Origin of the sequence: Myxococcus faecalis (assembly GCF_050039385.1) — a bacterium.
GTDB lineage: Bacteria > Myxococcota > Myxococcia > Myxococcales > Myxococcaceae > Myxococcus > Myxococcus fulvus.
Map to the genome: position 1 here is coordinate 4,855,048 of NZ_CP144336.1, position 25,867 is coordinate 4,880,914.

The 25,867-nt window shown below is 69.9% G+C and carries 22 protein-coding genes; 6 read left to right on the forward strand and 16 right to left on the reverse strand.

Translation table 11 applies throughout. The features are described from left to right. Positions 1–21 precede the first annotated feature (21 nt). Positions 22–1,017 carry an ABC transporter substrate-binding protein gene (locus VZQ01_RS19410; protein ID WP_267698668.1) on the forward strand — a complete coding sequence of 332 codons (996 nt, stop codon included), beginning with the start codon at positions 22–24 and terminating at the stop codon, positions 1,015–1,017. A gap of 9 nt (positions 1,018–1,026) precedes the next feature. Here the strand turns inward: VZQ01_RS19410 and VZQ01_RS19415 are convergent, their stop codons facing one another. The 8 genes from VZQ01_RS19415 to VZQ01_RS19450 all read right to left on the reverse strand — a co-directional run bounded on the left by VZQ01_RS19415 (position 1,027) and on the right by VZQ01_RS19450 (position 9,077). Further along, positions 1,027–1,614, reverse strand: coding sequence for a VapC50 family PIN domain-containing toxin (locus VZQ01_RS19415; RefSeq protein WP_223749462.1), 588 nt, complete (start codon positions 1,612–1,614; stop codon positions 1,027–1,029). A gap of 39 nt (positions 1,615–1,653) precedes the next feature. Further along, positions 1,654–2,115, reverse strand: coding sequence for a helix-turn-helix domain-containing protein (locus tag VZQ01_RS19420; RefSeq protein ID WP_426748633.1), 462 nt, complete (start codon positions 2,113–2,115; stop codon positions 1,654–1,656). Positions 2,116–2,241: 126 nt separating this feature from the next. Next, a complete protein-coding gene (locus VZQ01_RS19425) occupies positions 2,242–3,486 on the reverse strand; it encodes a beta-barrel domain-containing protein (RefSeq protein WP_426748634.1) in 1,245 nt (414 codons plus the stop codon). Beyond that, entirely contained in the window at positions 3,473–6,577 is a 3,105-nt protein-coding gene (locus VZQ01_RS19430; RefSeq protein WP_426748635.1) for an ABC transporter transmembrane domain-containing protein, read from the reverse strand. The genes VZQ01_RS19425 and VZQ01_RS19430 overlap by 14 nt, the downstream gene beginning before the upstream one ends. Positions 6,578–6,588: 11 nt before the next feature. Continuing rightward, entirely contained in the window at positions 6,589–7,650 is a 1,062-nt protein-coding gene (locus VZQ01_RS19435; RefSeq protein ID WP_223749465.1) for a heme oxygenase-like domain-containing protein, read from the reverse strand. Then, positions 7,643–7,954, reverse strand: a complete 312-nt coding sequence (locus VZQ01_RS19440) for a hypothetical protein (RefSeq protein WP_223749466.1) — start codon at positions 7,952–7,954, stop codon at positions 7,643–7,645. The genes VZQ01_RS19435 and VZQ01_RS19440 overlap by 8 nt, the downstream gene beginning before the upstream one ends. A 5-nt stretch (positions 7,955–7,959) precedes the next feature. Continuing rightward, positions 7,960–8,781 (reverse strand): hypothetical protein, encoded by an 822-nt coding sequence (locus VZQ01_RS19445; RefSeq protein ID WP_223749467.1) that lies wholly within the window; start codon positions 8,779–8,781, stop codon positions 7,960–7,962. 116 nt (positions 8,782–8,897) lie between these two features. Further along, positions 8,898–9,077 carry a hypothetical protein gene (locus VZQ01_RS19450; RefSeq protein WP_141326135.1) on the reverse strand — a complete coding sequence of 60 codons (180 nt, stop codon included), beginning with the start codon at positions 9,075–9,077 and terminating at the stop codon, positions 8,898–8,900. A 147-nt stretch (positions 9,078–9,224) separates the two neighbouring features. Here VZQ01_RS19450 and VZQ01_RS19455 point away from each other — a divergent pair, with 147 nt between their 5' ends. Continuing rightward, a complete protein-coding gene (locus VZQ01_RS19455; protein WP_426748636.1) occupies positions 9,225–9,977 on the forward strand; it encodes a pyridoxine 5'-phosphate synthase in 753 nt (250 codons plus the stop codon). A gap of 11 nt (positions 9,978–9,988) precedes the next feature. Here VZQ01_RS19455 and VZQ01_RS19460 read toward each other — a convergent pair whose 3' ends face one another. From VZQ01_RS19460 to VZQ01_RS19485, 6 genes are all read right to left on the reverse strand, one after another. Continuing rightward, positions 9,989–11,029, reverse strand: a complete 1,041-nt coding sequence (locus VZQ01_RS19460; RefSeq protein WP_426748637.1) for a hypothetical protein — start codon at positions 11,027–11,029, stop codon at positions 9,989–9,991. Between the two features lie 8 nt (positions 11,030–11,037). After that, positions 11,038–11,913, reverse strand: coding sequence for an SDR family oxidoreductase (locus VZQ01_RS19465; RefSeq protein ID WP_426748638.1), 876 nt, complete (start codon positions 11,911–11,913; stop codon positions 11,038–11,040). Between the two features lie 26 nt (positions 11,914–11,939). Continuing rightward, positions 11,940–12,857 (reverse strand): carbohydrate kinase family protein, encoded by a 918-nt coding sequence (locus VZQ01_RS19470; RefSeq protein ID WP_223749471.1) that lies wholly within the window; start codon positions 12,855–12,857, stop codon positions 11,940–11,942. Positions 12,858–12,923: 66 nt separating this feature from the next. Next, positions 12,924–13,562: a hypothetical protein gene (locus VZQ01_RS19475; RefSeq protein WP_223749472.1), complete on the reverse strand. Its 639-nt coding sequence runs from the start codon at positions 13,560–13,562 to the stop codon at positions 12,924–12,926. Between the two features lie 20 nt (positions 13,563–13,582). Continuing rightward, entirely contained in the window at positions 13,583–14,620 is a 1,038-nt protein-coding gene (locus VZQ01_RS19480; RefSeq protein WP_223749473.1) for a zinc-dependent alcohol dehydrogenase, read from the reverse strand. Positions 14,621–14,638: 18 nt separating this feature from the next. Beyond that, positions 14,639–15,952 (reverse strand): aspartate aminotransferase family protein, encoded by a 1,314-nt coding sequence (locus tag VZQ01_RS19485; protein ID WP_426748640.1) that lies wholly within the window; start codon positions 15,950–15,952, stop codon positions 14,639–14,641. 206 nt (positions 15,953–16,158) lie between these two features. Here VZQ01_RS19485 and VZQ01_RS19490 point away from each other — a divergent pair, with 206 nt between their 5' ends. Both VZQ01_RS19490 and fba read left to right on the forward strand, forming a co-directional pair. Beyond that, entirely contained in the window at positions 16,159–16,935 is a 777-nt protein-coding gene (locus VZQ01_RS19490; protein ID WP_267698657.1) for an HAD family hydrolase, read from the forward strand. Positions 16,936–17,049: 114 nt separating this feature from the next. After that, the gene (gene fba, locus VZQ01_RS19495; RefSeq protein WP_141326145.1) at positions 17,050–18,144 is read left to right on the forward strand and encodes a class II fructose-bisphosphate aldolase; all 1,095 of its coding nucleotides are present in this window, start codon (positions 17,050–17,052) and stop codon (positions 18,142–18,144) included. A gap of 74 nt (positions 18,145–18,218) precedes the next feature. Here the strand turns inward: fba and VZQ01_RS19500 are convergent, their stop codons facing one another. Beyond that, positions 18,219–18,701, reverse strand: coding sequence for a hypothetical protein (locus VZQ01_RS19500; RefSeq protein WP_267698656.1), 483 nt, complete (start codon positions 18,699–18,701; stop codon positions 18,219–18,221). A 246-nt stretch (positions 18,702–18,947) separates the two neighbouring features. Here VZQ01_RS19500 and VZQ01_RS19505 point away from each other — a divergent pair, with 246 nt between their 5' ends. Both VZQ01_RS19505 and VZQ01_RS19510 read left to right on the forward strand, forming a co-directional pair. Next, positions 18,948–19,922 carry an NYN domain-containing protein gene (locus tag VZQ01_RS19505; RefSeq protein ID WP_426748641.1) on the forward strand — a complete coding sequence of 325 codons (975 nt, stop codon included), beginning with the start codon at positions 18,948–18,950 and terminating at the stop codon, positions 19,920–19,922. A 282-nt stretch (positions 19,923–20,204) separates the two neighbouring features. Further along, on the forward strand, positions 20,205–23,174 hold the full coding sequence (locus VZQ01_RS19510; protein ID WP_426748642.1) for a M36 family metallopeptidase: 2,970 nt from the start codon (positions 20,205–20,207) through the stop codon (positions 23,172–23,174). Between the two features lie 84 nt (positions 23,175–23,258). On the opposite strand, the gene VZQ01_RS19515 is transcribed toward VZQ01_RS19510, so the two are convergent. Continuing rightward, the gene (locus VZQ01_RS19515; protein WP_248543839.1) at positions 23,259–25,298 is read right to left on the reverse strand and encodes a PilZ domain-containing protein; all 2,040 of its coding nucleotides are present in this window, start codon (positions 25,296–25,298) and stop codon (positions 23,259–23,261) included. Positions 25,299–25,867 lie beyond the last annotated feature (569 nt).

The following is a 25,867-nucleotide window of genomic DNA, read 5'->3' on the forward strand; positions in this document are numbered from 1 at the left end:
GCGTCCTTCTGCTGGGTGCCTATGCGTCTTCTTCGTTTCCTGGCGGTCGTGGTGTTGATGGGCGTCGGGTGCAAGCGCGAGTCGGCGCGAGGGCCTGACGATGCGCTGCGGCTGGGGTTCTTCCCGAACATCACGCATGCGCAGGCGCTGGTGGGGAACGCGGAGGGGACGTTCGCGTCGGAGCCTGGGGTGGGGAAGCTGGAGGTGAAGCAGTTCAACGCGGGGCCCGCGGCGATGGAGGCGTTGGTGGCGGGCTCGTTGGATGTGTCCTACGTGGGCACGGGGCCGTCCATCAACACGTTCCTCAAGGCGGGGCGCGAGCTGCGGGTCATCGCGGGCGCGGTGAACGGGGGCGCGGTGTTGGTGACGCGCACGGCGAAGAGCGCGGCGGAGCTGAAGGGGAAGAAGCTGGCCACGCCGCAGTTGGGGAACACGCAGGACATCGCGCTGCGCTACTGGTTGAAGCAGCAGGGCATCGAGACGAACCTGGACGGCACGGGGGATTTGCAGATTGTGCCGCTGAGCAACTCGGACATCCTGGTGCAGTACCTGCGCGGGGGAATCGAGGGCGCGTGGGTGCCCGAACCGTGGGGCACGCGCATGCTGCTGGAGCCGGGGGGCGGCGGGCAGGTTCTGGTGGATGAGAAGTCGCTGTGGCCGGGTGGGCGGTATCCGACGACGGTGGTGGTGACGACGCGGAAGGCCATCGAGACGCAGCGGCCGCGCATCGTCGCGCTGTTGCGCGCGCACGTGAAGCTGACGGAGCGGTGGGAGCAGGAGCCGGAGGCGTTCGCCACGGCGGTGAACGCGGCGTTCGGGCAGTTGACGAAGAAGCCGTTGAAGCCGCCGATTCTGCAGGGGGCGTTCTCACGGCTGGAGCCGAGCCTGGACCCGGTGGGCTCCGCGCTGGCGGCGGCCGCGCGGCATGCGCAGGAGCTGCACTTCATCCCCGCGTCGGACATCAGCGGGCTGGTGGACTTGAGCCTGCTCGAGGAGGCTCGCAGGGCGAGGGATTGAGGCAGCGCGCTATGCGCTTCCATCCGGGTCGGAGTCGAGCAAGCGCAGATAGTCGCGCACGTCCTGAACAAAACCCGGGAGCGGCTTCGACAGCGCATTGAGGTGCTGCTCGAAGGTCTGCGGAGGTTTTTTCTTCTCCTCGGCGTGCTGTCGGAGAATCTGGAGCAGCGTCTCACTATCAAGGTCGAAGAGATTCCGCAGGAAGCCGTCAGCGGACTGCGCCTCCATGAAGTCGGGCAGGTCTTCCTTCTGGAAGTGCTTCAGATTGTTGGTCACCAGGACCTGCGCCTGCGCCTTGAAGGCCGCGGCGGCGACATGCCTGTCCCCCGGATGATTTCTCATGCTGGGCTCCAGGTGCTCGTAGCCTGTCACCCTCGAGTCGGGGAAATGCAGCTCCAACAGGGCGAGCGTCCTGTCGATCGACTCCGGGGTGCGGTTCCTCTTCGCTATCAGGCTCCGTCGGAACTCTTCGAGGACGCGGTCACTCCAATACGGTTGGATGAGACCGGCCGAAGCGACGCGCAACAGGGTGTCGCGCGTCACTCCCGAGAAGAACACGTTCGCGTCGATGAACACCCGAAAGACCGCTGGGAACACGCCCCCACCCCGCAGCGGGCCGGCGTGCTTCGACCGGCCCTAGCTGTAGTAATCCTCGTCGTCTTCACTGAGCTGCGTGAGCTCTCGAAGACCACTCGCCCTTGCCTCGTCCCGCTGCTGCTTATAGCGCAGGAGGTCCTCGAAAAGGATGCGTCGATGCTTGACGCTTCGGGTGTATTTGATTTTCCCGGACTCACACAGATTGACGAGTCCCTGGCGTGAGATGTTGAGAAAGTCCGCTGCTTGCTGCGTGGTCAGCGCTTTCCTCGAAGGCACGATGCTCACCGGCTCTCCCTTGGCAAGCGCGGCGAAGAGCGTGCGCAGCAACTCCGCGGCCTCTGGCGGCAGTTCGACCTGAGCGCCGTTCGGGAAGAGCAGGACCGGCGACTTCGGGCGAGCCCCTGACGCGGCCTTTCCCTGGGTGAGCTGCCGATGGATCTGCTCGGCGATAGGGCGCTTCTCGGGAGGAAGCGCGACGGGGTGGTCGAGGTTGGTCAGCATGCGGGCACTCCGCTACAGCAGCAAAGGAATCCCTGTTTATTCAGGGGTTTGAATCACTCGACTCGATTCAAAATCGCTAAATTCGCCAACCTGATTTAAACAGCCGTATAACATCTGTCAAACCCGTCAGTGCCCCAGGCTGTCCACGCCCCGCAGCGGGCGCATCAACGCGGAGACGAGTCGCTCGCGGCGCACCACGAACTCGGCTGTGCCCGTCATCCCTGGACGCAGCTTCACGGGCACTCCCGCCGTGGAACGCGGCGCCTCCGGCACCCTCACGTCCACTCGATAGGGCGAGGCCCCCAGCGTGTCGTCCTGCCTCCGCGTCGTGTCCCCCGCGACGCGTGACAGCTCCCCCAACAACACACCGAAATCCTGGAACGGATAGCCGTCCAGCTTGATGCGCACCGCCTGCCCCTCTCGCAGGAAGGTGATTCCCTCCGACGCCACCGCCGCGCGCACCACCAACGCATCCTCCGACGGCACCACCAACCCCAACACACTCCCCGCCTGCACCACGTCTCCCCGGTCGAACACCGTCAGCCCCTGCACCGTCCCCGCTCGCGGCGCCACCACCTCCCACCTCGCCACCTCCAGCCGCGTCTCTTCCAGCTCTCCCTCGTACCGCTCCAACTCCACCTTCGCCGCCGCCAACGCGGCCCCGTCCGCCAACGACGCCACCCTCGCGTCCCCCTCCAACCCCCGCTGCTCCAACTCCAGCCGCCCCAGGCTCGCCTCCAGCTCGCGCGCCGCCGCTCTCGCCGCTTCCACCTGGGAGCGCGCGACCTCCGCCTCCGTCGCCGCGTTCTCCGCCTCCACCGGCGCCACGAACTCCTTCGCTTTCAGCTGCTCGGCCTGCCGCGCATCCCTCGCTCGCGCCTCCGCCTCTCGCTCCTTCGCGCTCACCTGCGCTCGCGCCGCCTCCAGCCTCGCCACCGTCTCCACAGCCGTCGCCTTCCGCACGCGAACCTGCACCCCGTACGCGTCCGCTCGCGAGGCCACCAGCGCCTCCAACATCGACACCCGTCCTCGCGCCTCCGCCACCTGCTGCTCCAGCAGCTTCAAGCGCGTCCGCACCTGCGCGTCATCCAGGCGCAGCAGCACCGCTCCCTGCTCCACCGGCTGCCCCTCGCGCACCGAGATGTCCGCCACCACCCCCGAGCGCTGTGCCTGCACTCGCGCTGTCTCCCCCACCGGCGCCACCACCGCCTGCGCTCGCACCACCACGTCCAGCTCGATGAAGCACAACGCGCCGAAGCCCAGCAACGCCAGCCCCGCGCACACCAGGTACAGCGTCCGCAACACCTGCCGCGTCCTCGGGAAGTCGAGCACCGGCAGCAGCTCGCGATACGCGTCCTCACTCACCGCCATGCCCCACCTCCGTGCCATGGCGCTTCCAGTTCGGCGTCGCCTGCGCGAGCGCGCTGTACAGCTTGCCCTGCGCCGACATCAGCGACTCGTGCGTCCCCATCTGTGAGATGCGCCCCTCGTTCATCACCACGATGCGGTCCGCGTGCTGCAACGTCTGGAGCCGATGGCTGATGATGAGCGTCGTCCGCCCTCGCACGATGTCTCGCAGCCGGTCGTGAATCGCCTGCTCGGCCAGCGGGTCCAGCGCCGCCGTCGCCTCGTCGAAGATGAGGATGCGCGGGTCCGTCACCAACGCCCTCGCGATGATGACCCGTTGCCGCTGCCCTCCCGACAACGTCAACCCGCGCTCCCCCACCAACGTCTGGAACCCGTACGGCAGCTCCGTGACGAAGTCGTACGCCCCCGCGAGCTGCGCCGCCCTCACCACCGCCTGCTCCGTCACCGGACGTCCACAGGCGATGTTGTCGAACACCGTGCCGGAGAACAGCTGCGTCTCCTGCGTCACCATCCCTATCTGCCCACGCACCGACTCGGGCGTCACGTCCCGCAGGTTGTAGCCGTCAATCGAGACCGTCCCCTCGCTCGGGTCATGCAACCGCAACAGCAGCCGCACCAGCGTGCTCTTCCCACACCCCGACGGCCCCACCAACGCCACCACCTCGCCCGGCGCGAACTCCAAGTCCAACCGCTCCAACGTGTTGGACTCCCTGCCACTCCCATAGCGGAAGCTCACCCCGCGAAACCGCAGGTGCCCCTTCACCCTCGGCAGCTCCAACACCGCCGAGGCCCGCTTGTCCCCCTCCCCCGCCACGTCCTGCACCGCCCCCACCCGCTCCAGGTGCGCTCGCACCCGCTGGTAGTCCCGCCACTGCGTCGCCAGTCGCACCAACGGCCCGCTCATCTGCCGCGCGAACAGCGTCGCCGCGATGAGCGCTCCCACCGTCAGCTCTCCTCGCAGCACCGCCTTCGAGCCCACCCACAGCACCAGCGCGCTGCCCATCAGGTCCAACGTCTGCGACACACTCGCGCCAATCGCCCCGTGCATCGCCGCCTTGAAGCCGTGCTGCAGCGACGGCGCCAACAGGCGCTGCATCGTGCGCAGGAAGGGCAGCTCCAGCGCATGTGCCTTGAGCGACTCGAAGCCCTTGAACGAGTCCATCAGGTGCGTCTGGTACAGGTCATGCTGTGACAGATACGCCACCGTGTGGTTGCGCACCTGCCGCCCCACCACCGCCGACACCAACAGGTGCAACGGCATGAGCGCCAACGCCAGCACCGCCAGCACCGGCGAGTACAGCGTCAGCACCGCCGCCGTGCTCAACACCAACGCCACGTCAATGGTGATGGCGATGGCGTTGTCGACGATGAACCCGCGCACCAACCCCACCTCGAGGAACCGGTTGAGGATGTCGCTCGTCGTGAAGCGCTGGAACAGGCCCGAGGCCCCATCCAGGATGCGCCGGTACAGCGTCTCCACCACGTCGCGCTCGATGCGCGTGGACGCCTCCAGCACCAGGTAGCTGCGCGCATAGGACAACACCCCGGACACCACCGCCGTCCCCAGCAACCCCACGAGCAGCACGTCGAGCAACGCCGTGTCCGCGCGCATCAACACCCGGTCGATGACGACCTGACTCCCCAGCGGGAACGCCAGCGCCAGCACCTGCAACAGCAGCGACAGCCCCACCAGCTCCGCGATGGCCCAGCGATAGGGACGCAGCAGCACCGAGAAGCGCCCGAGCGCGGACTGCTCGCGCTGCTTCGGGGCCAGCGGCGCCACCGCCGTCGTCATCCGGTCCGACGGCTTGAGCAGCAGCAACATCCCCTTCCACGAACGCTCGAACGCCTCTCGCGGAATCGTGCGCGTCGCGAACGACGGGTCCCCCACCACGACACCCTTGCGCGTCACCCGCCACACCACGACGAAGTGGTGCCGGTCCTGCAGGTGCGCGATGGCCGGCAGGTCCACCGAGCGCAACAGCTCCCAATCCGCCTGGATGCCCGTGGTGATGAACCCGAGCTGCTCCCCCGTGCGCGACAGGTCCAACAGGCTGGTGCCGTAGCGGCTCACGCCCGCCAGCTTCATCAGCGAGGGGTAGTCCAGCTCGTGGCCGTGGTACCGCGCCACCATGCGCAGGCACGCGGCCCCACAGTCCATGTGCTCCTGCTGTCGGTAGAACGGCACGGGCTTCCAGCTCGGCGCGGAATTCGGTCGCTCGGGGAGTTCCAGGGAGGACTCCTCCTCCGCGGGCACCTCGGGTGGCGCGCTCACATCCGTGAGCACCACGTGCGGCCAGCGGTTGAACTGCGCGCTGCTGCGAGCCACCCGTCGCCCCAGCGCCCGGCGGACTCCCGGGAAGCGCAGCAGCACCTCGGCCGTGGCCCCTCGGGGCGCCGACAAGAGCGTGCTCGGCTCCAGCGCCGTCGCCGCGGCAAAGACGGGCGCATCCAGGAGCAGCGCATCCAGCGCGAAGTCCTCGCCCGGCCCGAGGGCCCGCTCGCCGTAGCGCACCGAGCCCTGGCGCAGCACCCACCACTCCGCCGCCGTGGCCCCCGCGGGCATGAGCACCGTGCCCTCCGCCACCGTGCTCTCCCTGAAGCACGCCGCGAGCCGCAGCGCGCCCTCCGGCTCCACGTCCTCCACGAACAGGTCCAGCAACGCCCGGCGCAGCGCGGGGCACAGCAGCGCCTTCAGTCCGCCCGTCTCGTCGAGGGCCAGCGCCTCCGTGAAGGCTGCGCCAGGGACCTCCAGCACCCTCGCACCACCGCTCGCCACCACATCGAACCCGTGCGTCGCCCCCGCGTCACGCGCGTGCGTGCCGTACAGCTCGCCCGCCGCCACGTGGGTCACCCGGAGGAACGCACCGTGGCTCGCGCCCAGGTGCCCCATCACGAGCATCCCCTCGAGCACCAGGTGCACCGAGTCACACGGCTGCCCTCGCGCCGCCACCAGCTCCTGCGGCGCGAAGACACGGATGCGCCCCGCGCGCTCCAGATGTCGACGGACCTCTTCCGGCAGGATGCGCAGCACCCCGGACACACGTCGTGCATCCAGGGAGAACGTCTCGACGCTGTCCGCGAGCACGCTCATGGCGCCGCCACTCAGTCCTCCACGGTGAAGACGAGCGGCCCCTCGTCCGGACCGTAGAAGTCGAGCAGCTCGCGGTGGTACGCCATCGTCAATCTGCAGAACGTGATGAGCCTGCGACGGATGCGCGCCTGGTCCGCCGCGGTCAACGGCCCCGAGTCCGCGAACGGCTCCCGCCCGAACTGGTCGTGGTCATCACTGCAGTCCCCCACGTCATGGTCCCGGAAGGGCCCGTACGCCTCCACCGGCAACACCCCGTGCTCGGTGAAGCGCTCCCAGAACTTCCCCACCGTGGCCAGCGCCGTCGGGTCTCCCTCCCCCACGCCGATACAGGCCGAGTACGACAGCGGATCCGCCATGCCCAACCACCGCAGGTGGTTGATGAGCGCCTGCATCGAGATGAGCGGAGACGCCCGCTCCAAATCCACCTCCGTCAACCCCGCCGCGAGCAACCCGCGCTTCAACCACGCGTGGTGCCAGTACTCGAACGACAGGTGCTCGCTCAGGATGGTCTTCAGCCGCTCCGTCGGCTGCGACGCCACCGCCGCGCTCTGGTGCGACGAGGCCGCCAGCGCGAAGTGGTAGTTCTCCAGCAGGTACCCCACCGCCAGGCGCCGCGACACCGGCCCCGTCCAGAACCGGTGCAACATCGCCGACGGCCCCCAGCGCTGCTGCGCGATGCCCGCCAGCGAGCGCAGGTGCTCGTAGTACGCCAGCGCGTCCACCTCGAACGCGCTCGTCTGCACCAGCACCGCGCGGTGATACAGGTCCTGCGCCACCGACGACACCAGCTCCAGCCCCAGCTTCGTCTCCCGCGCCAGCTCCGAGAGCGTGCGCTGCCCGTCGAACAGCGGAATCACGCGCCAGGCCTTCTCCGCGCTCTCGCTGTCGATGGTCATCACCTCCCAGGGCTCGCCCTGCGCCCCACCGAGCACCAGCTCGCGCCGCGCGAGCCCGTCGGGACGGACCCAGCTCGCCAGGGACAGCCGCATCGCGGGATGCAGCGGCCCGGGCTCACGCGTCGAGGGATGCCAGGCACGTCCGATGATGGGAAGGTGGCCGTTGCTGTCACTCATGGTTCTCACCGCCTGCTGAAGGGTTGGAAGAAGAAGGAGGAGCCACGAGCGAGACGAGCTCCTGCTGAACGAAGGCGCCCAACGTGTGGCGCGTGACGGCGAGCGCGAGCTCCAGGTCCCAGCCCCGCTCGCGATGCAGCACCTCGGCCACCTGGACCACCGTCCTCACGCCGTCACAGGCGCGCCAGACGGCATCGGTGCCCTCGTCCAGGTCGAAGTAGTAGTTGTCCAGGATGAGGTGCACCTGGCCCTCCGCGCGGCGCCGCCGCACGCGCAGATGGGTGACGGGAACGAGCAGGTCCATGGCGCTCATCCCTCGATGACATCCGTGAGCTGGTTGCACAGCCGGATGCACGTCTCCAGATAGGCCTTGAGCGCCTCCGGTTGCGCCCTCAGCCGCGCGCCGTCGGGGAACTGGAGCTCCCAGAAGCGCTGCTCGAACGTGCGTGCCTCCGCGTCACCGCTCGCGGCGAGCTGCCCCAGGATTCTGGTGCGCCACTTGCGACGGATGTTCGTGCTGCCCCGCGCGTGACAGAAGGCGTCGCAGGTGGAGTTGAGCAGCTCCCGCGCGCGCATCAGCGCCACGTCCGGCTGCTCCATCATCCCGTAGAGGTCCTCGAGCGCGTCGTCGACCTCGCGAATCTTCACCTCCTGCAACCACCGCGACAGCCGAGGGAAGTCGAAGCGGGCGCGGAGCCGCTCCAGGCGGCTGTCGTGCATCAGCGCGACGCCCGTGCGCACGCGGTGGAGGAAGACGATTTCGTCCTCCGTCATCCGCCGCTCCATCATCACGTTGTCCGGCCCCCCCTCCTTCAGGTCGAGCGAGGCCAGCTTCGCGGCGAGCCGCTCCACGGCCGCGTCACTCCAGTACTCGAAGTCCACGCGCCGCTTGCCGAGCATGTGCACGGAGAAGAGCGCCTCCCCCGCCTTGTGCAGGCTGGTGCCCTTCGGCTCCCCCCCGCCGACGATGAACACGTCGATGTCGGAGAAGGCGTTGCCCATGCCCTCCACCAGGGAGCCGGACAGGAACACCGCGGCCTCCAGCGCGGGCGTCAGGGACTCGAGCGCCAACAGCTGGCCCAGGTCCACACCCAGGAGGTCCACCAGGTCGTCACGCGAAGGCTGCGTCATGAGGGCCGCCACATCGGAAAAAAGAAGAGGAAGGACGACGCGGGCCCGTTTCCAGGCGGCCCGCGCCCCCCTGCATGAGCCTCAACGGCCCACGCGGTCAGCCTTCACCGGCGAAATCACAGCACCGGGAAGACGCGGCCCGGCCCCTCGAGGATGGGACCCGTCACCACCGGGCCCGTGACGATGGGACCCGGCAGGGTGACGACGGGGATGTTCGTGGTGGTGATGGCGCCACCGACGACGCACTTCATGGTGTCGGCGGACAGCTTGATGGCAACGCTGCGGGGCTTGTTCATGGTGATGCTCCTTGATGTGTCGGTTGTGACTGCGTGCTACGTGCTGCGTGCTGCACCTGTGGCGGCCACACCCCACCGCCTGAATCGAACGAGTCCCCGCGCGACGCCCGTGCGAGGATGGGTCCCCTGGAATCCGGAGGACCGTGGATGCGTGCCGCTGCCTCGACACCCGTGCTTCGCGTGGGACTCAACAAGGTCGCGCTGCTGCGCTCGTCGCGTGGGAGCGCCGTCCCCGACCTCGGCGAGGCCGCGCGGGCGCTCGTCGACGGCGGCTGCCGCGCGCTGCTCGTGCACCAGTGGCCGGACCATCGGCACGTGAAGCCCGAGGACGTCTCCGCGCTCGCGCGACTGGAGGTCATCCGCGACGAGCGCGCCTCGCTGCACGTGGGCGGAGACCTGCGCGAGGACCTGGGCGCGCTGCTCGAGCGGACGCCCGGCGTCGGCTGCTGGGTGGTGACACCGTTCGAGGCCCAGCACCTCACCACGCAGCGCGGCTGGCGCGCGGAGGATGACCAGGCACGGCTGGCGCACTGGGTGCGCTCGCTCCAGGGACGCACGCGCATCTCCGTGTTCGTGGACCCGGAGCCAGCGGCCGTGGACCTCGTCGCACGCGCGGGCGCCGCCGCGGTGGAGCTCAACTGCCGTGCGTATGTCGAGGGCTTCGAGACCCCCACGCGGGAGCGTGCGCTGGAGGCCCTCGCGCTCGCGGCGGACCGCGCGCGTCAGCTCGGGCTGGAGGTCAACGCCGCGCATGACCTGGACCGGCGTCACCTGCCGCCGCTCATCCGCGCGGTGCGCCCCACGCTCGTGTCCGTGGGACATGCCTTCGTGGCCGCGGCGGTCATCGCGGGGCTGCGTGAAGTGCTGCCCGGCTTCCTCCAGGCGGCCTCGGAGGAGTGATTCGCTCGCCGTCATGGCGACACCCCCAGGTCCCGGGTGCCGTGCAACTCCAGCGCCTCCGCGAGCAACCGCACGCCCGTGGCGTGCAGCACCAGCGCGATGTCCTCGGTCCGTGGATTCACGGGCGCGAGTTGGAACGGGGCGTTCGCCAGGAGCAGCAGCGGCATGAGCACGTCCAGGCGCACGCGCCAGTCCGCGTCCCCGCGCGTGCGGGCCTTCACGGACAGCTCGTCGACCAGCCATGCGTCCAGCGCGGCGAAGCGCTGCAACGCGGGCCCGGCCCACGCGGCCCACTCCCAGGAGATGCGTCCCTCGTCCTCGCTCACCCGCGCCGCGCCCGCGCGCACCAGGTCGTAGAGCCCCCGCGTGCACGTGCGCAGCTTGGCCAGGTCCTCCATGTAGTCGCTGTCGGAGTCCCCGGTGACGGTGGAGCCGCGCGGGTCCAGCAACAGGAAGCGTCCCGTGGCCGGCTCGAACAGCACGTTGTCGTACTTGAAGTCCCCGTGGAACCGACCGAGGCACGGTGGACGCAGTCGCGCGAGCAACACGGTGTCGCGTTGCAGCTCGCGCATCAGGGACGCCGCGCTCGGGTATACCCGGCCGTGGATGTCCAGTTGCTCCGCTGAGCACAGCCGGTCGAAGCGCTCGGACATGCCACGACCCGCGCTCGCCCTGCGCCAGAACTTGTCCACGTAGCTGACGTGGAAGAAGTCCTCCGGCGCCGGCCGGTGATGGTCCGCGTAGAGCACGTCGAAGACGAAGCCGAGGAGACTCCGCGTCCCCGAGATGGCCTCGTCCACCGTCAGCGTGCCGTCCACCAGCACGCGCGACATGTCCGGCCACGGGCAGAAGTCCATGTCGTACTCGGCCCAGCCCTCCCCCGTGCGCACCTCCAGCACCCGCGGGAAGTACCCGACGGCCCTGGGCGGCAGTGCCTTCAGCCACGCCACCTCGCGCAGGAGCTTGTCCCGGCCGTGCGTGGCGCGCTTGGTGACGCGGTGGCCGTTCACCCGCACGTCGCGCACGACGCCGCGCCAGTCTCCTTCCGACACGGGCCCCCTCATCGCGCCGCCTCCCGCTGGTGACGGAGGACGTCCAGTCCCTCCGTGAGCGTGAGCGGTGGCTCGAACCCGAGCGCGGACAGCCGCGTGGAGCCCAACCGGTTGTCGCGAGGACGCGCCGCGAGCGACGACTCCTTGCGCGCGTGCACCAGCGTCACGTCCAGGTTGAAGGCATGCGCCAGTCGGCGCGCCCACGAGTACTTCGTGGTGGCCTCGGCGCCGCTGAAGTGCAGCACGCCGTGCACGCCTCCCCCCGCGAGGCGCGCGAGAATCGCCGCCACCTCGTCCACCAGCACCGGGTAACGGACCTGTTCGCCGTCCGCGTACACGGGCTGGCCCGCCGCGAGTCGCTCCAGCGTGGACGTGACGAAGGTGGCCTTCTCGTCCGGCCCCGCGAGGCCGTAGAGCAGGGGCACGCGCAGCACCAGCGCGTCCTCGAGTGTCAGCGCGAGCAGTTCTCCTTCCCGCTTGGTGACGCCGTAGTGCTGCAAGGGTCGGGGTGCGTCCGTCTCCACGTACGCGCTCGTGGGTGCGCCGTCGAAGACGTGGTCCGTGGACACGTAGAGCAGACGGGTGCGCGTGCGTCGGCAGGCCTCCACCACGTGGCCCGTGCCGACCACGTTGGTGGTCGACGCGAGCGTCCGGTGCCGCTCGCAGTCATCGAGATTGCATCGCGCCGCCGCGTGGATGCACACGTCGAAGCGTCCCGCCGCGAAGGCCTCGTCCACGGCGCGTGCGTCGGTGATGTCCAGGCGCTCCAGGCCCTCGCGCGGCGTCGTGCTCCAGGTCCCCACGGCCTGGGCTCCGCTCGTGCGCAGAGCGCGCATCAGGCGACGGCCCAGGAATCCGCTCGCTCCCGTGACAATGACTTTCATGACCCTGCCTCGTGTCCGCCTCGCCGCTACAGCAGCGAAGAGGACGCGCCCCCGCTCGCGCCCAGTGCCGTGCCCAGCAGCGCCAGCCGGTCCGCTCCCGCGCGGGGTCCCGGCACACCGCACTTCACCGCCGCCACCTTCGTCGCGAAGCGCAGCGCCTCACCGAAGCCCTGCCCCGCGAGCGCCGCCGCGATGTAGCCCGCGTGGAACGCATCCCCCGCACCCGTCGTGTCCACCACCTCGCAGGACTCCGCCGACACGCGGTGGTGCTCTCCATCCGACGTCCACCCCTCGCACCCCTCCGCGCCCAGCGTGCCCACCACCACGCGCAGCCCTCCAGCCAGCAGCGCCCGCGCGGCCGAGGCCAGCTCCCGCTCCCCCGTCAGTTCGCGCAGCACCTTCCCAGGCGCCACCAGGCTCGTGAGGTGCGGCAACAGCGGCCGGGCCTCGTCGGCCACCTCCGCGTCCGCCAACACCGGCAGCCCCCGCGCCCGCGCATGCTTCGCCAGCGCCAGCGAGAAGGCGGGCTCGTGCCCGTCCAGGTACACCAGGCCACACGCATCCATCGGCGCGGCCTCCACCGGGACACCGTCCATCCGCAGCCGCGCGTCCTTATGCATCACCAGCGAGCGCGTGCCGTGCGTCGTGTCCACCACGATGGCCGCCGTGTGCTGCGGACAGTCCGCCACCGTGAGGCTGCCCTCCACCCGCACGCCCGCCTCCACCAGCGAGCCGCGCGCGAGCCTCCCGAAGTCCCCCCCACCGAAGACACCGAAGTAGCGCGTGGTGACCCCCAGCGCGCCCAGCATCGCCGCCACGTTGGCGCCCTGCCCGCCGCCGAAGAAGCGCAGGCCGTCCGCCTGCACCTTCCCGTCCGTCACCAGCGCCTCGCGCGTGGAGAAGACGATGTCCACCGTGTTGTTGCCGATGACGAGCACTTCCATGTCACCACCCCGTGTCCGCATTGCCTGCCCGCCCCTCGGGCCTCGTCGCTCCCCCGCCGTCGCCACCTAGCGCGCCACCACCGGACGCACCGGTGCCTCCGCATGCAGCCGCCGCAGCACGTCCGTCGCGATGCGCTCGGCCACCTGCTCCGGCCGCAGCTCGCTCGTGTCCACCACCACCCAGCGCTCCTCGGGCGGCAGCAGCGACACGAGGAACTCGTCGTAGGCCTGGTGACGCTCGGGGTTGTCGCGCAGGTACGTGTCCCGCACCGACTTGGAGGGACGCAGCAGCGAGCGCTCACGCTTCGCCTTCGGCGTGGACGTCAGGTAGTAGTTGAACGCGAACGGGAGGTGCTCATCCCAGATGAGCTGACTCGGCAGCCCCGCCGCCTCCGGATGGAAGAAGCGGTTGCGCCCCACCTGGCTGAGCCAGTGCCGGTCCTGCACCAGGAACCCCGACGGCAGCCCGCGATGACACCGCGCCAGGTCCAGCAGGATGTTCGCCGAGTAGAGCCAATCAATCCGCAGCAGGTCCGGCGTGAGCTTCGCCTCGGCCAGGAAGTGGTCGAGGATGGGCAGGTCGTGCACGTAGCAGTGCCCCAGCCGCGCGGGCAGCCCCGCCGCCGACAGGCTCGCGCCCAACAGCTTGCACACCGTCGTCTTGCCCGCGTAGTCCGTGCCTTCAATCAGCAGTCCGTGAATCATGTGCGTGGGCCTCGCTCGCATCAGGGTTGGAGGACGACCTTCAGCGCGCCCGCGGGAGCGCCCTGGCGCCGCGCGTCCACGTCGCAGCCCACCAGCGCCAATCCCTCCCGGAAGCGCGTCAGCGGAAGCTGGTGCGACACCAATCGGCGCGCGGGGATGACGCCCGAGCCGATGAGGTGCAGCGCGGTGGCGAAGCTGCCGTCCAACGAATCGATGGAGCCCTGCACGGACAGGCTCCGGTCCGCGATGGCGCCCACGTCCAGCGGCACCTCGTGACGCTTGAGCCCCACCAGCAACAGCTGTCCGCCGCGCGAGAGCCTGGGCAGCACGTCCCCCGCCATGCGGCCCGTGGTGTCCACCACCAGGTCGAGCGGCGCCGCGTCCCTCGCGTAGCGCGCGCACACCTCGTCCAGTGACTCGGCCACCGCCCAGCGTCGGTCCACCACCTCGCGGCACAGCTCCCGCCGCCCCGGCGCGCGCTCCACCAACGTGCCCGTCAGCCCCAGGCTCGACAGCACCCACGCGTACAGCACGCCCATGGGTCCGCCCCCCAGCACCACCGCGCGCAGTGAGGGCCGCAGGCGCAGCTGGTTCGCGCCCGTGACGGCGCAGCTCAAGGGCTCGGTGAGGCTCGCCTCCTCGAAGCCCACGTGCGCGGGCAGCGTGTAGAGGAAGCGCTCCGTAGTCCTGTGCAGGGGCGCCATCGTCCCGTCCGCGCTGACGCCCGTCTCCGTCTCGCCCTTGCGCTCGCAGTGGTTCTGCCGACCCGAGCGACACAGCCGACACTGGCCGCAGAAGAAGGTCGGGTCGATGACGACGCGGTCCCCCACCCGCACGTCGCGCACGGCGGGGCCCACGGCGACGACCTCACCCGAGGACTCGTGGCCCAGCACCACCCCGGGCTTCGCCGCGTACTCGCCGCCGATGATGCCCAGGTCCGTGCCGCAGATGCCGGTGGCGCGCACGCGCACCAGCACCTCGTCCCGCACCGGCGCCGCCGGCTCCGCGCGCTCCTGGAGCGACAGCTCCCAGGCCGCTGAATACACCAATGCCCGCATGTGACACGCCCCCTCGAGTCAGCCCACGTCCGCGAGCGCGCGGCCCAACCGCGCGACGATTTCTTCCAGGTCGTCCTGCGTCGCGATGAGCGGCGGACGCACCTTCACCACGTTGCCGAAGCTGTAGCGCGAGCCGCGCAGCACCAGCTGGTGGCGCTCCTGCGCCACGCGGATGAGCGCCAGCGTCTTCTCCACGTCCGGCGAGCCATCCTCGCGGATGAGCTCCAGCCCCCACATGTACCCGAGCCCCCGCACGTCCCCGACGCACGGATGACGCGTGGCCAGGGTGTGCAAGAGCTCGCCCAGGATGATTCCGTTGCGACGCACGTTCGCCAGCAGGTGACCGGACGTCATCGCCTTCAGCGTGGCGGACGCCGCGGTGAGCGCCACCGGATTGCACCCCGAGGTGAAGGAGTGCTCGTGGCTCTCCAGCACGTCCAGCGCGCCCTCGAAGAGCACCGCCGCCACCGGCACGCCGATGCCGCCCAGCCCCTTGGCCAGCGTGACGATGTTCGGCTTGAAGCCCAGCGCCTCCGAGGCGAACAGGTGCCCGGTGCGCCCCATGCCCGTCTGCACCTCGTCCGCGATGAGGAGGATGCCCTTCTCCTCACACAGCTTGTTGAGTGCCTGGAAGTAGCCCGGCGGCGGCACCACGTTGCCGCCGTTGCCCAGCACCGGCTCCACCAGCATGCACGCCACCGAGCCGCTGCTCGCGTACTCCACGAAGTCGCTGATGCGCTCCACGCACAGCATCCCGCAGCCGGGGTACTTCGCCTTGTAGAAGCACCGGTAGCAGTACGGCGCCGGCACCTTCACCGAGTGCGGTGACACCGCCTCCGGGAAGCCCTTGCGCCGGAAGGCGTTGCCCGAAATCGCCGTGGTGAACTGTGTCTGCCCATGATGCGACAGGAACAGACTCAGCACGTCTGTCTTTCCCGTGGCCTTCTGGGCCACCTGCACCGCGCACTCGTTGGCGGTGGAGCCGGTGATGTCGCGCATCCATCCGGCCGTGAGGTGACTCGGGGCATGCGCGAGGAGCTCCGAGAGCACCTGCTTCGCCTGCGCCGCCATCAGCGAGGAGCTGGCGTGCGCCATGCGGCGCAGCTGCTCGACGACGGCCTCCACCACCTCCGGGTGGTCATAGCCGAGCGGCACGTTGAAGGTGCCCGACGCCGCGTCGAGGAACGCCGTGCCGTCCTCGCGCACCAACCGGATGCCGCGTCCCCGGACGAAGTCCTCCGCCCTCGAGACGCCCTCCGTCGCGACTTCGGACGCACCCTCTCGTACATCCGGGCCTTCCCCTGGAAGGACCTTCAGATTGAGACCGGACATGCGCGCTCCCCCGAACGGCATGAAACGTCCCCCCTTGGACGTTTCGAATCCCCGCTGCTGGTGTCTCAACGGGGGTCCTGAAAATCCGTCGGTGAGTCATCATTTCCCCGGCGCTTTTCGCGCGGCGTCACGCAGGACGCGTCACCTCCGCGTGAAAACAAAGACAGGGGTTGGCCGCGCGCGCATGGGCGGCCAGGATGTCCGCCATGAAGACGGAGCACGTGGAGCAGACGCTGGAGCGCATCGCCCGCGAGCGGGAGGCCACGCCGGGCGGAGTGCTGGCCTTCGACGGAGACGGCACGCTGTGGAGCGGCGACGTCGGCGATGACCTGTTCATGAGCATGACGGGGCACGACGCCGTGCGAGAGGACGTGCGGCCCCGCCTCACGGCCGTCGCCACCCACTACGGCCTGGAGACCGAGGGCAGCCCCAGCACGCTGGCCCGCCGCATGTTCTCCGCCTTCCAGGCCGGCCGCATTCCGGAGAAGGACATCTGCGAGATGGCCACCTGGGTGGCCGCGGGCTGGACGCTCGAGGCGCTGTCCGCCTTCGCTCGCGGCGTGGTGGAGTCACACGGCGTGGCCGAGCGCGTCCACCCCGAGGTTCACCGTGTCCTGGAGTGGGCACGAGCGCACGACGTGCCCTGTTACGTGGTGAGCGCCTCGCCGCTGGCCGTGGTGCAGGCCGCCGCGCGCGTCGTCGGCATCCCCCCCGAGCAGGTGGTGGCGAGCACGCCCCAGTCCCGCGACGGCGTGGTGTGGACGGACGTGGTGTCGCCCATCCCTTATGGCCCCGGCAAGGTGACGTGCCTCAGGGCCCGCACCCAGCGCCCCCTGTACGCGGCCTTCGGCGACAACGTGTTCGACCTGGAAATGCTCGGTGCGTCCCGGGTGCCGGTGGCGGTGCGTCCCAAGCCCCGGCTGATGGAGCGCGCGGCGAGCCTCCCCTTGCTGGTCCAATTGCACCCGGTGGCCAGTCGCTGACAGCGTCCGCTGGGGAACGCGGCCGGCGAGCTTTTGGGGGCGTCCGCCGCCGCGTCCGTGCTAACTCAGGCGCCCTCACTCACTTCTTCCAATCCGCCACGGAGAGACACAGTCATGCCGCTCATCGCCCTGCGTCCCCTGCTCGACTACGCCGCCGCCAACAACTTCGGGGTCGCCGCGCTCAACGTCAACAACATGGAGCAGATCCAGGCCATCATGGAGGCCGCGCGCGCCACCCAGAGCCCGGCCATCATCCAGGCGTCGCGCGGTGCGCGGAAGTACACCAACGACTTGTTCCTGCGGAACCTGATGCAGGCCGCGGTGGAGCTGTATCCGGAGATTCCGGTGGTCATGCACCAGGACCACGGCAACTCGCCGGAGACGTGTATCAGCGCCATCCGCATGGGCTTCACCAGCGTGATGATGGACGGCTCGCTCGAGGACGACGGCAAGACGCCGTCCAGCTACGAGTACAACGTGGCCGTCACGCGCGAGGTGGTGAACGTGGCGCACCGCTTCGGCGTGTCCGTGGAGGGTGAGCTGGGCGTGCTGGGCTCGCTGGAGCACGGCATGGGCGAGAAGGAGGACGGCCACGGCGCCGAGGGCAAGCTGACGCTGGACCAGCTGCTCACCGACCCGGACCAGGCGGTGGACTTCGTCAACCGCACGGGCATCGACGCGCTCGCCGTCGCGATGGGGACCAGCCACGGCGCCTACAAGTTCTCGCGCAAGCCCAGCGGTGACGTGCTCGCGATGAGCCGCATCGAGGAGATCCACAAGAAGATCCCCAACTGCCACCTGGTGATGCACGGCTCCAGCTCCGTGCCCAAGGAGCTGTGCGACATCATCAACGCCAACGGCGGGCGCATCAAGGAGACCTACGGCGTGCCGGTGGAGGAGATCCAGCGCGGCATCCGCGCGGGCGTGCGGAAGATCAACGTCGACACGGACAACCGCCTGGCCATCACCGGCGCCATCCGCAAGGCGTTCACCGCGAAGCCGGAGGAGTTCGACCCGCGCTACTACCTGACGCCCGCGCGCGCGGCGATGCAGGCCGTGTGCGAGGAGCGCATGAAGCAGTTCGGTCAGGCGGGCCACGCGAAGAAGGTGCCGCACGTCACGCTGGAGCAGATGGCGCGCGACTACGCGGCGGGCAAGTACGGCGACAACGCGCGCCCGGACACCGTCGTCGGCAAGAAGGCGAAGTAGTCACACCGTTCCTTCCGGGGGAGGAGCGCGCTGGATGGCGGCTCCCCCGGAGTGGTGCCTGAAGCAGGCGGCGCTCACTTCTCTCCCTGGAGCGCCGTCGCCAGGTTCTGCGTCTCGTTCTCCACCTGGTAGTCGGCCACCACCTTCTGGCCCTCCCGGGGCGTCTGCGTCAGGCGCAGCGCCTGCAGGTCCAGCGGGATGACGGCGCCCTGCTGGTCCTCCTGGATGTAGAGGACGTCGTTGCCCAGCTCCACCACCTCGCCCGAGATCTGCTTCGTGCGCTTGGGGTCCGGCAGCGTGTCCACCTTGGGCCCCTGGACGATGGGCACCTGGCCCTGCGTGGGCGTGACGTCCACGCCAATCATGCCGCCCAGGTTGAGGGGCGGCAGGACGGAGGCCCGCGTGGTGGTGTTGTCCGTCTCAATCTGGCTCTGCTGGAACTCTCGCGAGTCATGGTTGGGTATCTCCGCGGCGCCCACGGCGGGCACCAGCAGCGCGCCCATGGCGGGTACCGCCAGGGCCCAACTCTTCCAGCGACTCCACCTCGTTCGTGTCATGACGCATGCTCCGGCTGGGGGGTCCTCGACCCGTTTGCCCGAAGCTAGGTCACGCCCCGGCGCTCACGCCTGGAGGGCGCCCCGGCCACCTCCCGGAAGGACAGGCCGACGCTGTGGCCCGAGTGTTCAGCCGGCGAACACCCGCGCCCCATGCCGGTGGGAACAGGCTAGGGTGCACCCGCAAGGCCCGGCGGGCGCCCTTCCGGACGGAAGACGCGCCGGGGCGCCATACCGCAGAGGCCTCACGTGAACGGTCGGACCAACGAGCACCGCATCGCCCTCTTTCTCGACTTCGAGAACCTCGTCACCAATACAGGCATCAGCGCCTCCAACTTCGACCTCCAGCCCTCGCTCGACCGACTGCTGGAGAAGGGCAAGGTGGTCTTCCGCCGCGCCTACTGTGACTGGTCGCGCTTCAGCGACGCGAAGATTGGGCTGCACCGGTTCGGCGTGGAGCTCATCGACGTGCCGCCCTCCACGCGCGCGGGGAAGAACGGCGCGGACATGCGCCTGGTCATCGACGCGCTGGAGCTGTGCTACGCGCGCGAGAGCATCGACACGTTCGTCATCGCCTCCGGCGACAGTGATTTCTGCCCGCTGGCGTACAAGCTGCGCGAGAACGGCCGCACCGTCATCGGGCTGGCGGTGAAGGAGTCCACCTCCCCCCTGTTCGTCAACGCGTGTGACGAGTTCATCTACCTGCGCACCCGTCAGCGCTCGGAGAAGGGTGAGAAGGGTCGTCACGGTGGAGCGTCCGAGGAGGCGGGGCACGGCAAGCGCGGCCGGCACGGGCGTGATGCCGGGGGCAAGGGTGGCAAGGCGGAGGCCGACAAGCAGGCGCCGTCGGGCAACAAGGGCCACGCCAAGTCGGACGTGCCGCAGATTGCCCGCGACGTGGTGCAGAACCTGCTGGCCCGCGCGACGGGCCCGGTGAACCCCTCGCTCATCAAGGAGACCATCGTCCGCAAGGAGCCGGACTTCGACGAGAGCGAGTACGGCTTCGCCACCTTCGCCAAGCTGCTCGCCGCGCTGGAGCAGGAGGGCGTGCTGCGCCGCATCCAGCAGGGCCGCCAGTGGTACGTGGTCGGCGCCGACGCGGACCTGGGCCACGGCGGCGACGCCAAGGAGTCCAAGGGCAAGAAGCACGGCAAGGGCCGCGTCGAGGAGGTCGAGGAGGAGCTGGAGTCCTACCCCGACCCGGACGAGGACGACGGGCTGTAACACCGTGGCGCAGTGGGGCCGCTCAGCGGCTCCACGCCCCCAGGTCGTCGCATGAATCGGGGGAGGGGGTTCGACCTGGACCCCAGGAATCTCCAGAAGTTACGGCGAAGTCACCGCCGTCATCCGTGACGCCTTCCGCTACGAATCCGCCGTTTTTGTGACGGCCCACGCTACAGCGCTTCCGGTGTTGGCCCGGAAGGCGTCGTTGGCACGTCCACTGCTCTGTGCGGGCTCGCCGGGTTTTCAAATCCCCCACCGGCCCTCACCGCGGAGCATTCCAACATGTCACAGGGTCATTTCCGCCGACGCCTCACCCAGGCGTTGGTGCTGCTGGGCGTCTGCAGCGCGCCCTCGGCGTTCGCCGTCGTCCAAGGCTCGGAGGGCGTGCGCAGCCACGACGCCCGCGTCGCCCACAACCAGGGCCTGCGCCAGGGCCTCAGCGCGAAGCAGCAGGACAAGGCGGCCCAGCTCCGCAAGAGCGTGCCCGAGCTGCGCGTGGAGCACGACGCCACCACGGGCCTGGTGCGCTCGCTGGTCAACCCCGTGGGCGCGCTCACCTCCCCCCTCAAGGGTGACGCGCTCGCCGTCGGCCTCACCTTCGTCCAGAACCAGTACGAGCTGCTCGGCCTGGAGCTCAAGGACCTGGCCAGCCTGGAGGTCACCGACCGCGTCTACTCGCGGCAGACGGGTATCACCCACCTCTACCTGCGCCAGACGCACGAGGGCCTGCCCCTCTACAACGGCCAGCTGCAGATCAACGTCGACAGCCAGGGCCGCGTGCTCAGCGTGCACAGCGACTTCCTGCCGTCGCTCGCCCGGAGCGTCGCCAGCATCCAGCCGCGCCTGGGCGCCGCCGCCGCCGTCACCGGCGCCGCGCGTCACCTCGGCCTGAAGCTGGCCACCGCGCCCCGCGCGCTGGAGAAGCAGGACGGCCCCCGTCAGCGCACCCGCGTGGAGCAGTCCGGCCTGTCCACCGAGCCCATCGACGCCGAGCTCGCGCTGCTGCCCATCCGCCCTGGTGACGCCCGCCTGGTGTGGAACTTCCAGGTCCACACGCCCGACAGCAAGCACGTCTACGACCTGACCGTGGACGCCAACACCGGCGAGGTGTGGACGCGCTTCGACTGGACGGCGTCGGACGCGTACTCCGTCTACCGGCGCCCGGTGGAGAGCCCCATCCACAACACGCCGCTGCCGCCCATGGACGGCCGGCTGAGCCTGCTCAACCCCGCCAACCTCATCGCGTCACCCTACGGCTGGCACGACACCAACGGCATCCCCGGGGCCGAGTACACCCTCCACCGCGGCAACAACGTCCACGCCTACGACGACTCGGCCAACGCCGACGTGCCGCCCCTCTTGCAGCCCGACTGCGGCACCGGCCTCACCTGCAGCTTCCTGCTGGACCTGACGCAGGACCCGTCGACGTACAAGCCGGCGGCCATCACCAACCTGTTCTACTGGAACAACATCATCCACGACATCCAGTACCAGTACGGGTTCGACGAGGCGGCCGGCAACTTCCAGCACAACACCTACGGCAACGGGGGCCTGGGCAACGACTCCGTGCGCGCCGAGGCGCAGGACGGCTACGGCCTCAACAACGCCTACTTCACGTCTCCGCCGGACGGGCAGCGCCCGCGCATGGAGATGTTCGTCTGGAACCAGACCTTCCCCCGCCGCGACGGTGATTTGGACAGCGGCATCATCGTGCACGAGTACGGGCACGGCATCTCCAACCGGCAGGTGGGTGGCCCCAGCAACGCCAACTGCCTGCAGAACAACCAGCAGCCGGGCGAGGGCATCAGCGACTTCCTGGCGCTGATGTACACCGCGCGCCCCACGGACACCGGGCCGCAGGGCCGCGGCATGGGCACCTACGCCATGGGCCAGCCCACCACGGGCCTGGGCATCCGCACCAAGCGCTACAGCACCAACCAGACGGTGAACAACTGGACCTACGCCAGCATCAACGGCATGGCCGTGCCGCATGGCGTGGGCTCCGTCTTCGCGCAGGCGATGTGGGAGGCCTACTGGTCGCTGGTGGACCGCTGGGGCTTCAGCACCAACCTGTACAACGCCGCGGGCGGCGCCGGTAACCAGCGCATGATGCTGTACTTCAACGAGGGCCTGAAGAACACGCCCTGCGGCCCCACCTTCACCCAGGTGCGCGACGGCATCATCACGGCCGCGACGGCGCTGAACAACGGCGAGGACGTGTGCCGGCTGTGGACGGCCTTCGCCGACTTCGGCCTGGGCGTGGACGCCAACTCGGTGGGCCCCGCCAGCACCGCGCCCGTCAACGGCTTCAACGTGCCGGCCGCGTGCAAGACGGACGTGTGGGGCAAGGACAAGCCGTGGGACACGGGCGCCGAGCCGGACGCCGCCACCGCGGCCAACGGCATGTGGGAGAGCGAGGACATCTGGGTGCGCACCACGGCGACGCCCGGTCCGCACGAGAACCCGGAGGCCGGCCAGCCGAACTTCGTGCACGTGAAGGTGCGCAACCGCAGCACGGTGGACGCGCACAACGTGATGGTGAAGGTGTACGGCACCGCCGCGGCCACCAGCACCTCGTGGCCCAACCTCTGGGTGGAGATTGGCGAGGCCAAGGTGGTGCACCTGCCGGCCGGCGCGGATGACGAGGTGGTGGTGCAGTGGAACCCGGCCGCCGCGGGCCACTACTGCCTGCTGGCGCGCCTGGTGACGCGGCAGGACCCGATGACGCACCCGGAGCTGGGCAACCCCGACCACAACACCCGCCAGAACAACAACATCATCTGGCGCAACACCAACGTGGTGAACCTCATCCCGTTCGGCTTCTCCGAGGCCACGTTCATCCTGCGCAACACGCTGACGGAAGGCCGCCTGTTCAACCTGCGCTTCCAGGACCGCACCGTACAGGCCAAGCGCCCGCTGCTCGAGCGCGGCGGAATCGTGGTGGACCTGGGCCGCGAGCTGATGGAGCACCTGAAGGCGCAGGGCGGCGAAATCGAGGGCCTGGAGCAGGTGGGCGAGACGCGCTTCGAAGTCACGGACCCGACCAAGGCCCGCATCGCCATCCGGCTGGAGCCCGAGCAGGAGTTCCCCGTGGGCCTCCAGTTCCGGGACCGCGAGTGGAAGGAAGGAAAGGAGACCGACGACTTCGTCCAGTACGAGTTCGCGGCCGTGCTCGAGGACCCGAAGCACGAGGAGGCCAAGACGCAGGACATCGGCGGCGTGACGTACTACGTGCGCATGTCCGTGCAGTAGGCCCTTGTCGGCCTCGTGTGAGGCCGACCTGAAGCACACACAGGGCCGGGTGGAGCCATCTCGGGCCACCCGGCCTTCGTCGTCTCAGGCGACGCGGGGCGTGGTGGCCTCGCACAGGTGCTCGAGGAACTCGGGCAGGAGCGCGGAGGAGATGATCCACAGCTTGCCCTCGCCCAAATCCGCCAGGGCGGCGCGCTCGACGTACTCCACGCACGCCGACTCCACGTAGTGCACGAAGACGCGGCGGCCGCGCGGGCGGTACCACTCCGCGGCGTGCGCCAGCAGCGCGAGCAGGGCCCGCTGCGTCTCCGGCTGCGCGTCGTCGGTGAGCGTCACCAGCCGCACGCCGTCCAGCACGTTGAAGAGGTTGAGGCCCGGCTGCGCGGACTCCATCACCGCGAAGGCCACGGCCTTGCCGTCCACGCGGGCCACGCGCAGCTCGCGCTCGCGGCCCAGGCCCGCCTCGCCCCACTTGGTGCGCGCGCGCGACAGCTCGAATCGCTCGGGCACCAGGTCCAGCGCCTCGCGGTACGCCACGGGGCGGGTGCGCTCGACCTCCTGGAAGAACCGGGCCTGCTCGGCCTCGGTGGGCACGGCGACGTCCACGTCCTCGGGGTGGTCCCAGTCGCGCTCCACCTCCGCCTCCATCAGGCGGAAGGGCGTGAGGCTGGCCTGCCCGGTGTGCTCGTACCAGCTGGCGAAGTCGAACTTGGTGAAGCGCACCCAGCGCACGTTCGCCTCGCAGTAGGCGATGAACCACTTCACGTCGGGGTCCACCTGGGTGGGCTCGTAGCCGCGCAGGTAGATGTCGCGCAGCGCCTCGCGCGCGGAGCTGCGCTGACCGGGCACCGCCTGACGCGCCAGCTGGTGCGCCATCCACGTGCCCTCGTACGGCTTCACCACGGACAGCGTGGCCTCCAGCGACTCACCCGCCGGACGCACCACGCGGTAGCCCAGGCGCGTGCGGCCCTCCAGCCGCTCCTGCGTGGCGTCGAACCAGGGGCGCTCCTCGGTGAAGTCCTCGGGCGACTTGCCCGGCAGCCCGAAGTAGCCCGAGCCCTGGAAGAGCTTCCACGTGGCGTCGCCCCAGTCACCCTCCACGCGGGTGGACGGATGCATCTGCGCCTCCACCAGCGCGCGCCACGCGCGGGCGCCCTCGGCGTCCAGCGGCCGCACGGACATGCCGCACCGACGGCCCGCCGCGGTGCCGGAGATGTTGCGCACCTCCGCGCGAAGCCGCACCGGCGCCATGCCCTCCATGGCCACCTCCAGCACCGGCTGGCGCAGCCCGGGATAGAGCAGGTCCTCGCCCGGCTCCGTCATGAAGGCCAGGCCCTCGTAGGACAAATCCAACACCGGCCGGCGCACGTGCACCTGGGGCCACAGCGGGTGGTCGAAGGACAGCGTGCACGGGCTGCTCGGCGGGGCGCGGCGCAGCCAGCGGTGGCGGTAGCGCACCACCTCCGTGGGCACGGACATCATCACCCAGCCGGCCTCCTCGCGCGCGTCGTGGATCTCCAGGTGGACGACGCTGCTGTAGCCGAAGGCCTCCAGCACGAAGGGCCCCTGCGGCAGCGGCCCCTCGAAGCGCCAGCCCATGCGGCCGTTGTGCGCGTCGAAGTGGACGGCGGTGACGGGGACCTTCTGGCCCTGCGGCGTGCGGGCGACTCCGCGCGCCTGGCGTCCCACCAGCGCCTCGCAGATGCGCAGCACGCGCTCCTTGCGGTCGATGCGCTCCTTCCACACGGGCCGCGTCTCGGGCGGCAACAGCAGGCCGTTGTCGCGCAGCGCCTCCAGCACCGTGACGATGCGCCGGCCCGCGTCGAGCGGCGGCGACACGAAGCGCAGGCTCACCTCCGGCTTGCCGCCGCGCACCTCCGTCACCTCCGCGGCCAGCGACGTGGCCCAGCGCTCACCCTGGCCCAGCACCACCGACGCGGCCTGTCCGGGGCTCGGCAAGGACCTGGAGTCCAGGTGCAAGGTCAGGTGCTCGAGCGAGAGCTGCACCAGGCGGCCCGGCGCGTCACCATCGCCGAACGAGGCGACCGCGGTCAGCTCCGTCCCCACCCGGTAGCCGAGCACCGACTCCCGGCCGCGCGTCCCGTCCCGTGTGTCCGCCTGCATGCCAGCTCCGTTGTGAGAAGGGAGTCGATTGTACGACTTCGCGCGAAAGGAAGCAGTCCCCCGGTACGGATACCACCTGGGTGAACCGGGGTTCATATAGCCTGCCCACTCCTGCGGGGCGGGGAACTTGTTCGACAGTACAGGCGTGGCGGAACCACATCCGGCGCGCCAACCCCCTGGGATTCAGGGACAAGTCGCCTCGCGGAAGCCAGACACACCCACCGCTTCGCCGTCGGGTCCGCTTTCACCCATCCCGGCACGTATCGAGTCTTGTCCGCCCACGAGGGCAGGCTCCCCGTCACCTCCTCGACATCGGCGCCGGGGTCGCGGATGCCCGAGGGGCTCGGATGAACCGTGCGGCACAGGGCGCTTCCCGGGCTCGATGGACACTGTTTCGTTGCCCGCCTGAACAGGTTCTCGACCCGGTCCGGTGTGGGCCCGGGTCCGCGCACGGCTCCCTCGGAGGAGGGGGACGTACCTGGCCACCCTGGAGGTAGCACCCCGACCCACGGGCAGGCGTGCGGGGGCACCTTCCGCGCCTCGTCGAGATGGAACGACGTGCCCGGACG

Coding starts and splice junctions, on each gene's coding strand:
- VZQ01_RS19410 (WP_267698668.1), top strand. CDS start 22: ATGCGTCTTCTTCGTTTCCTGGCGGTCGTGGTGTTGATGGGCGTCGGG.
- VZQ01_RS19420 (WP_426748633.1), bottom strand. CDS start 2,115: ATGCTGACCAACCTCGACCACCCCGTCGCGCTTCCTCCCGAGAAGCGC.
- VZQ01_RS19425 (WP_426748634.1), bottom strand. CDS start 3,486: ATGGCGGTGAGTGAGGACGCGTATCGCGAGCTGCTGCCGGTGCTCGAC.
- VZQ01_RS19430 (WP_426748635.1), bottom strand. CDS start 6,577: ATGAGCGTGCTCGCGGACAGCGTCGAGACGTTCTCCCTGGATGCACGA.
- VZQ01_RS19435 (WP_223749465.1), bottom strand. CDS start 7,650: ATGAGTGACAGCAACGGCCACCTTCCCATCATCGGACGTGCCTGGCAT.
- VZQ01_RS19440 (WP_223749466.1), bottom strand. CDS start 7,954: ATGGACCTGCTCGTTCCCGTCACCCATCTGCGCGTGCGGCGGCGCCGC.
- VZQ01_RS19445 (WP_223749467.1), bottom strand. CDS start 8,781: ATGACGCAGCCTTCGCGTGACGACCTGGTGGACCTCCTGGGTGTGGAC.
- VZQ01_RS19450 (WP_141326135.1), bottom strand. CDS start 9,077: ATGAACAAGCCCCGCAGCGTTGCCATCAAGCTGTCCGCCGACACCATG.
- VZQ01_RS19455 (WP_426748636.1), top strand. CDS start 9,225: ATGCGTGCCGCTGCCTCGACACCCGTGCTTCGCGTGGGACTCAACAAG.
- VZQ01_RS19465 (WP_426748638.1), bottom strand. CDS start 11,913: ATGAAAGTCATTGTCACGGGAGCGAGCGGATTCCTGGGCCGTCGCCTG.
- VZQ01_RS19470 (WP_223749471.1), bottom strand. CDS start 12,857: ATGGAAGTGCTCGTCATCGGCAACAACACGGTGGACATCGTCTTCTCC.
- VZQ01_RS19475 (WP_223749472.1), bottom strand. CDS start 13,562: ATGATTCACGGACTGCTGATTGAAGGCACGGACTACGCGGGCAAGACG.
- VZQ01_RS19480 (WP_223749473.1), bottom strand. CDS start 14,620: ATGCGGGCATTGGTGTATTCAGCGGCCTGGGAGCTGTCGCTCCAGGAG.
- VZQ01_RS19485 (WP_426748640.1), bottom strand. CDS start 15,952: ATGTCCGGTCTCAATCTGAAGGTCCTTCCAGGGGAAGGCCCGGATGTA.
- VZQ01_RS19490 (WP_267698657.1), top strand. CDS start 16,159: ATGAAGACGGAGCACGTGGAGCAGACGCTGGAGCGCATCGCCCGCGAG.
- fba (WP_141326145.1), top strand. CDS start 17,050: ATGCCGCTCATCGCCCTGCGTCCCCTGCTCGACTACGCCGCCGCCAAC.
- VZQ01_RS19500 (WP_267698656.1), bottom strand. CDS start 18,701: ATGACACGAACGAGGTGGAGTCGCTGGAAGAGTTGGGCCCTGGCGGTA.
- VZQ01_RS19510 (WP_426748642.1), top strand. CDS start 20,205: ATGTCACAGGGTCATTTCCGCCGACGCCTCACCCAGGCGTTGGTGCTG.
- VZQ01_RS19515 (WP_248543839.1), bottom strand. CDS start 25,298: ATGCAGGCGGACACACGGGACGGGACGCGCGGCCGGGAGTCGGTGCTC.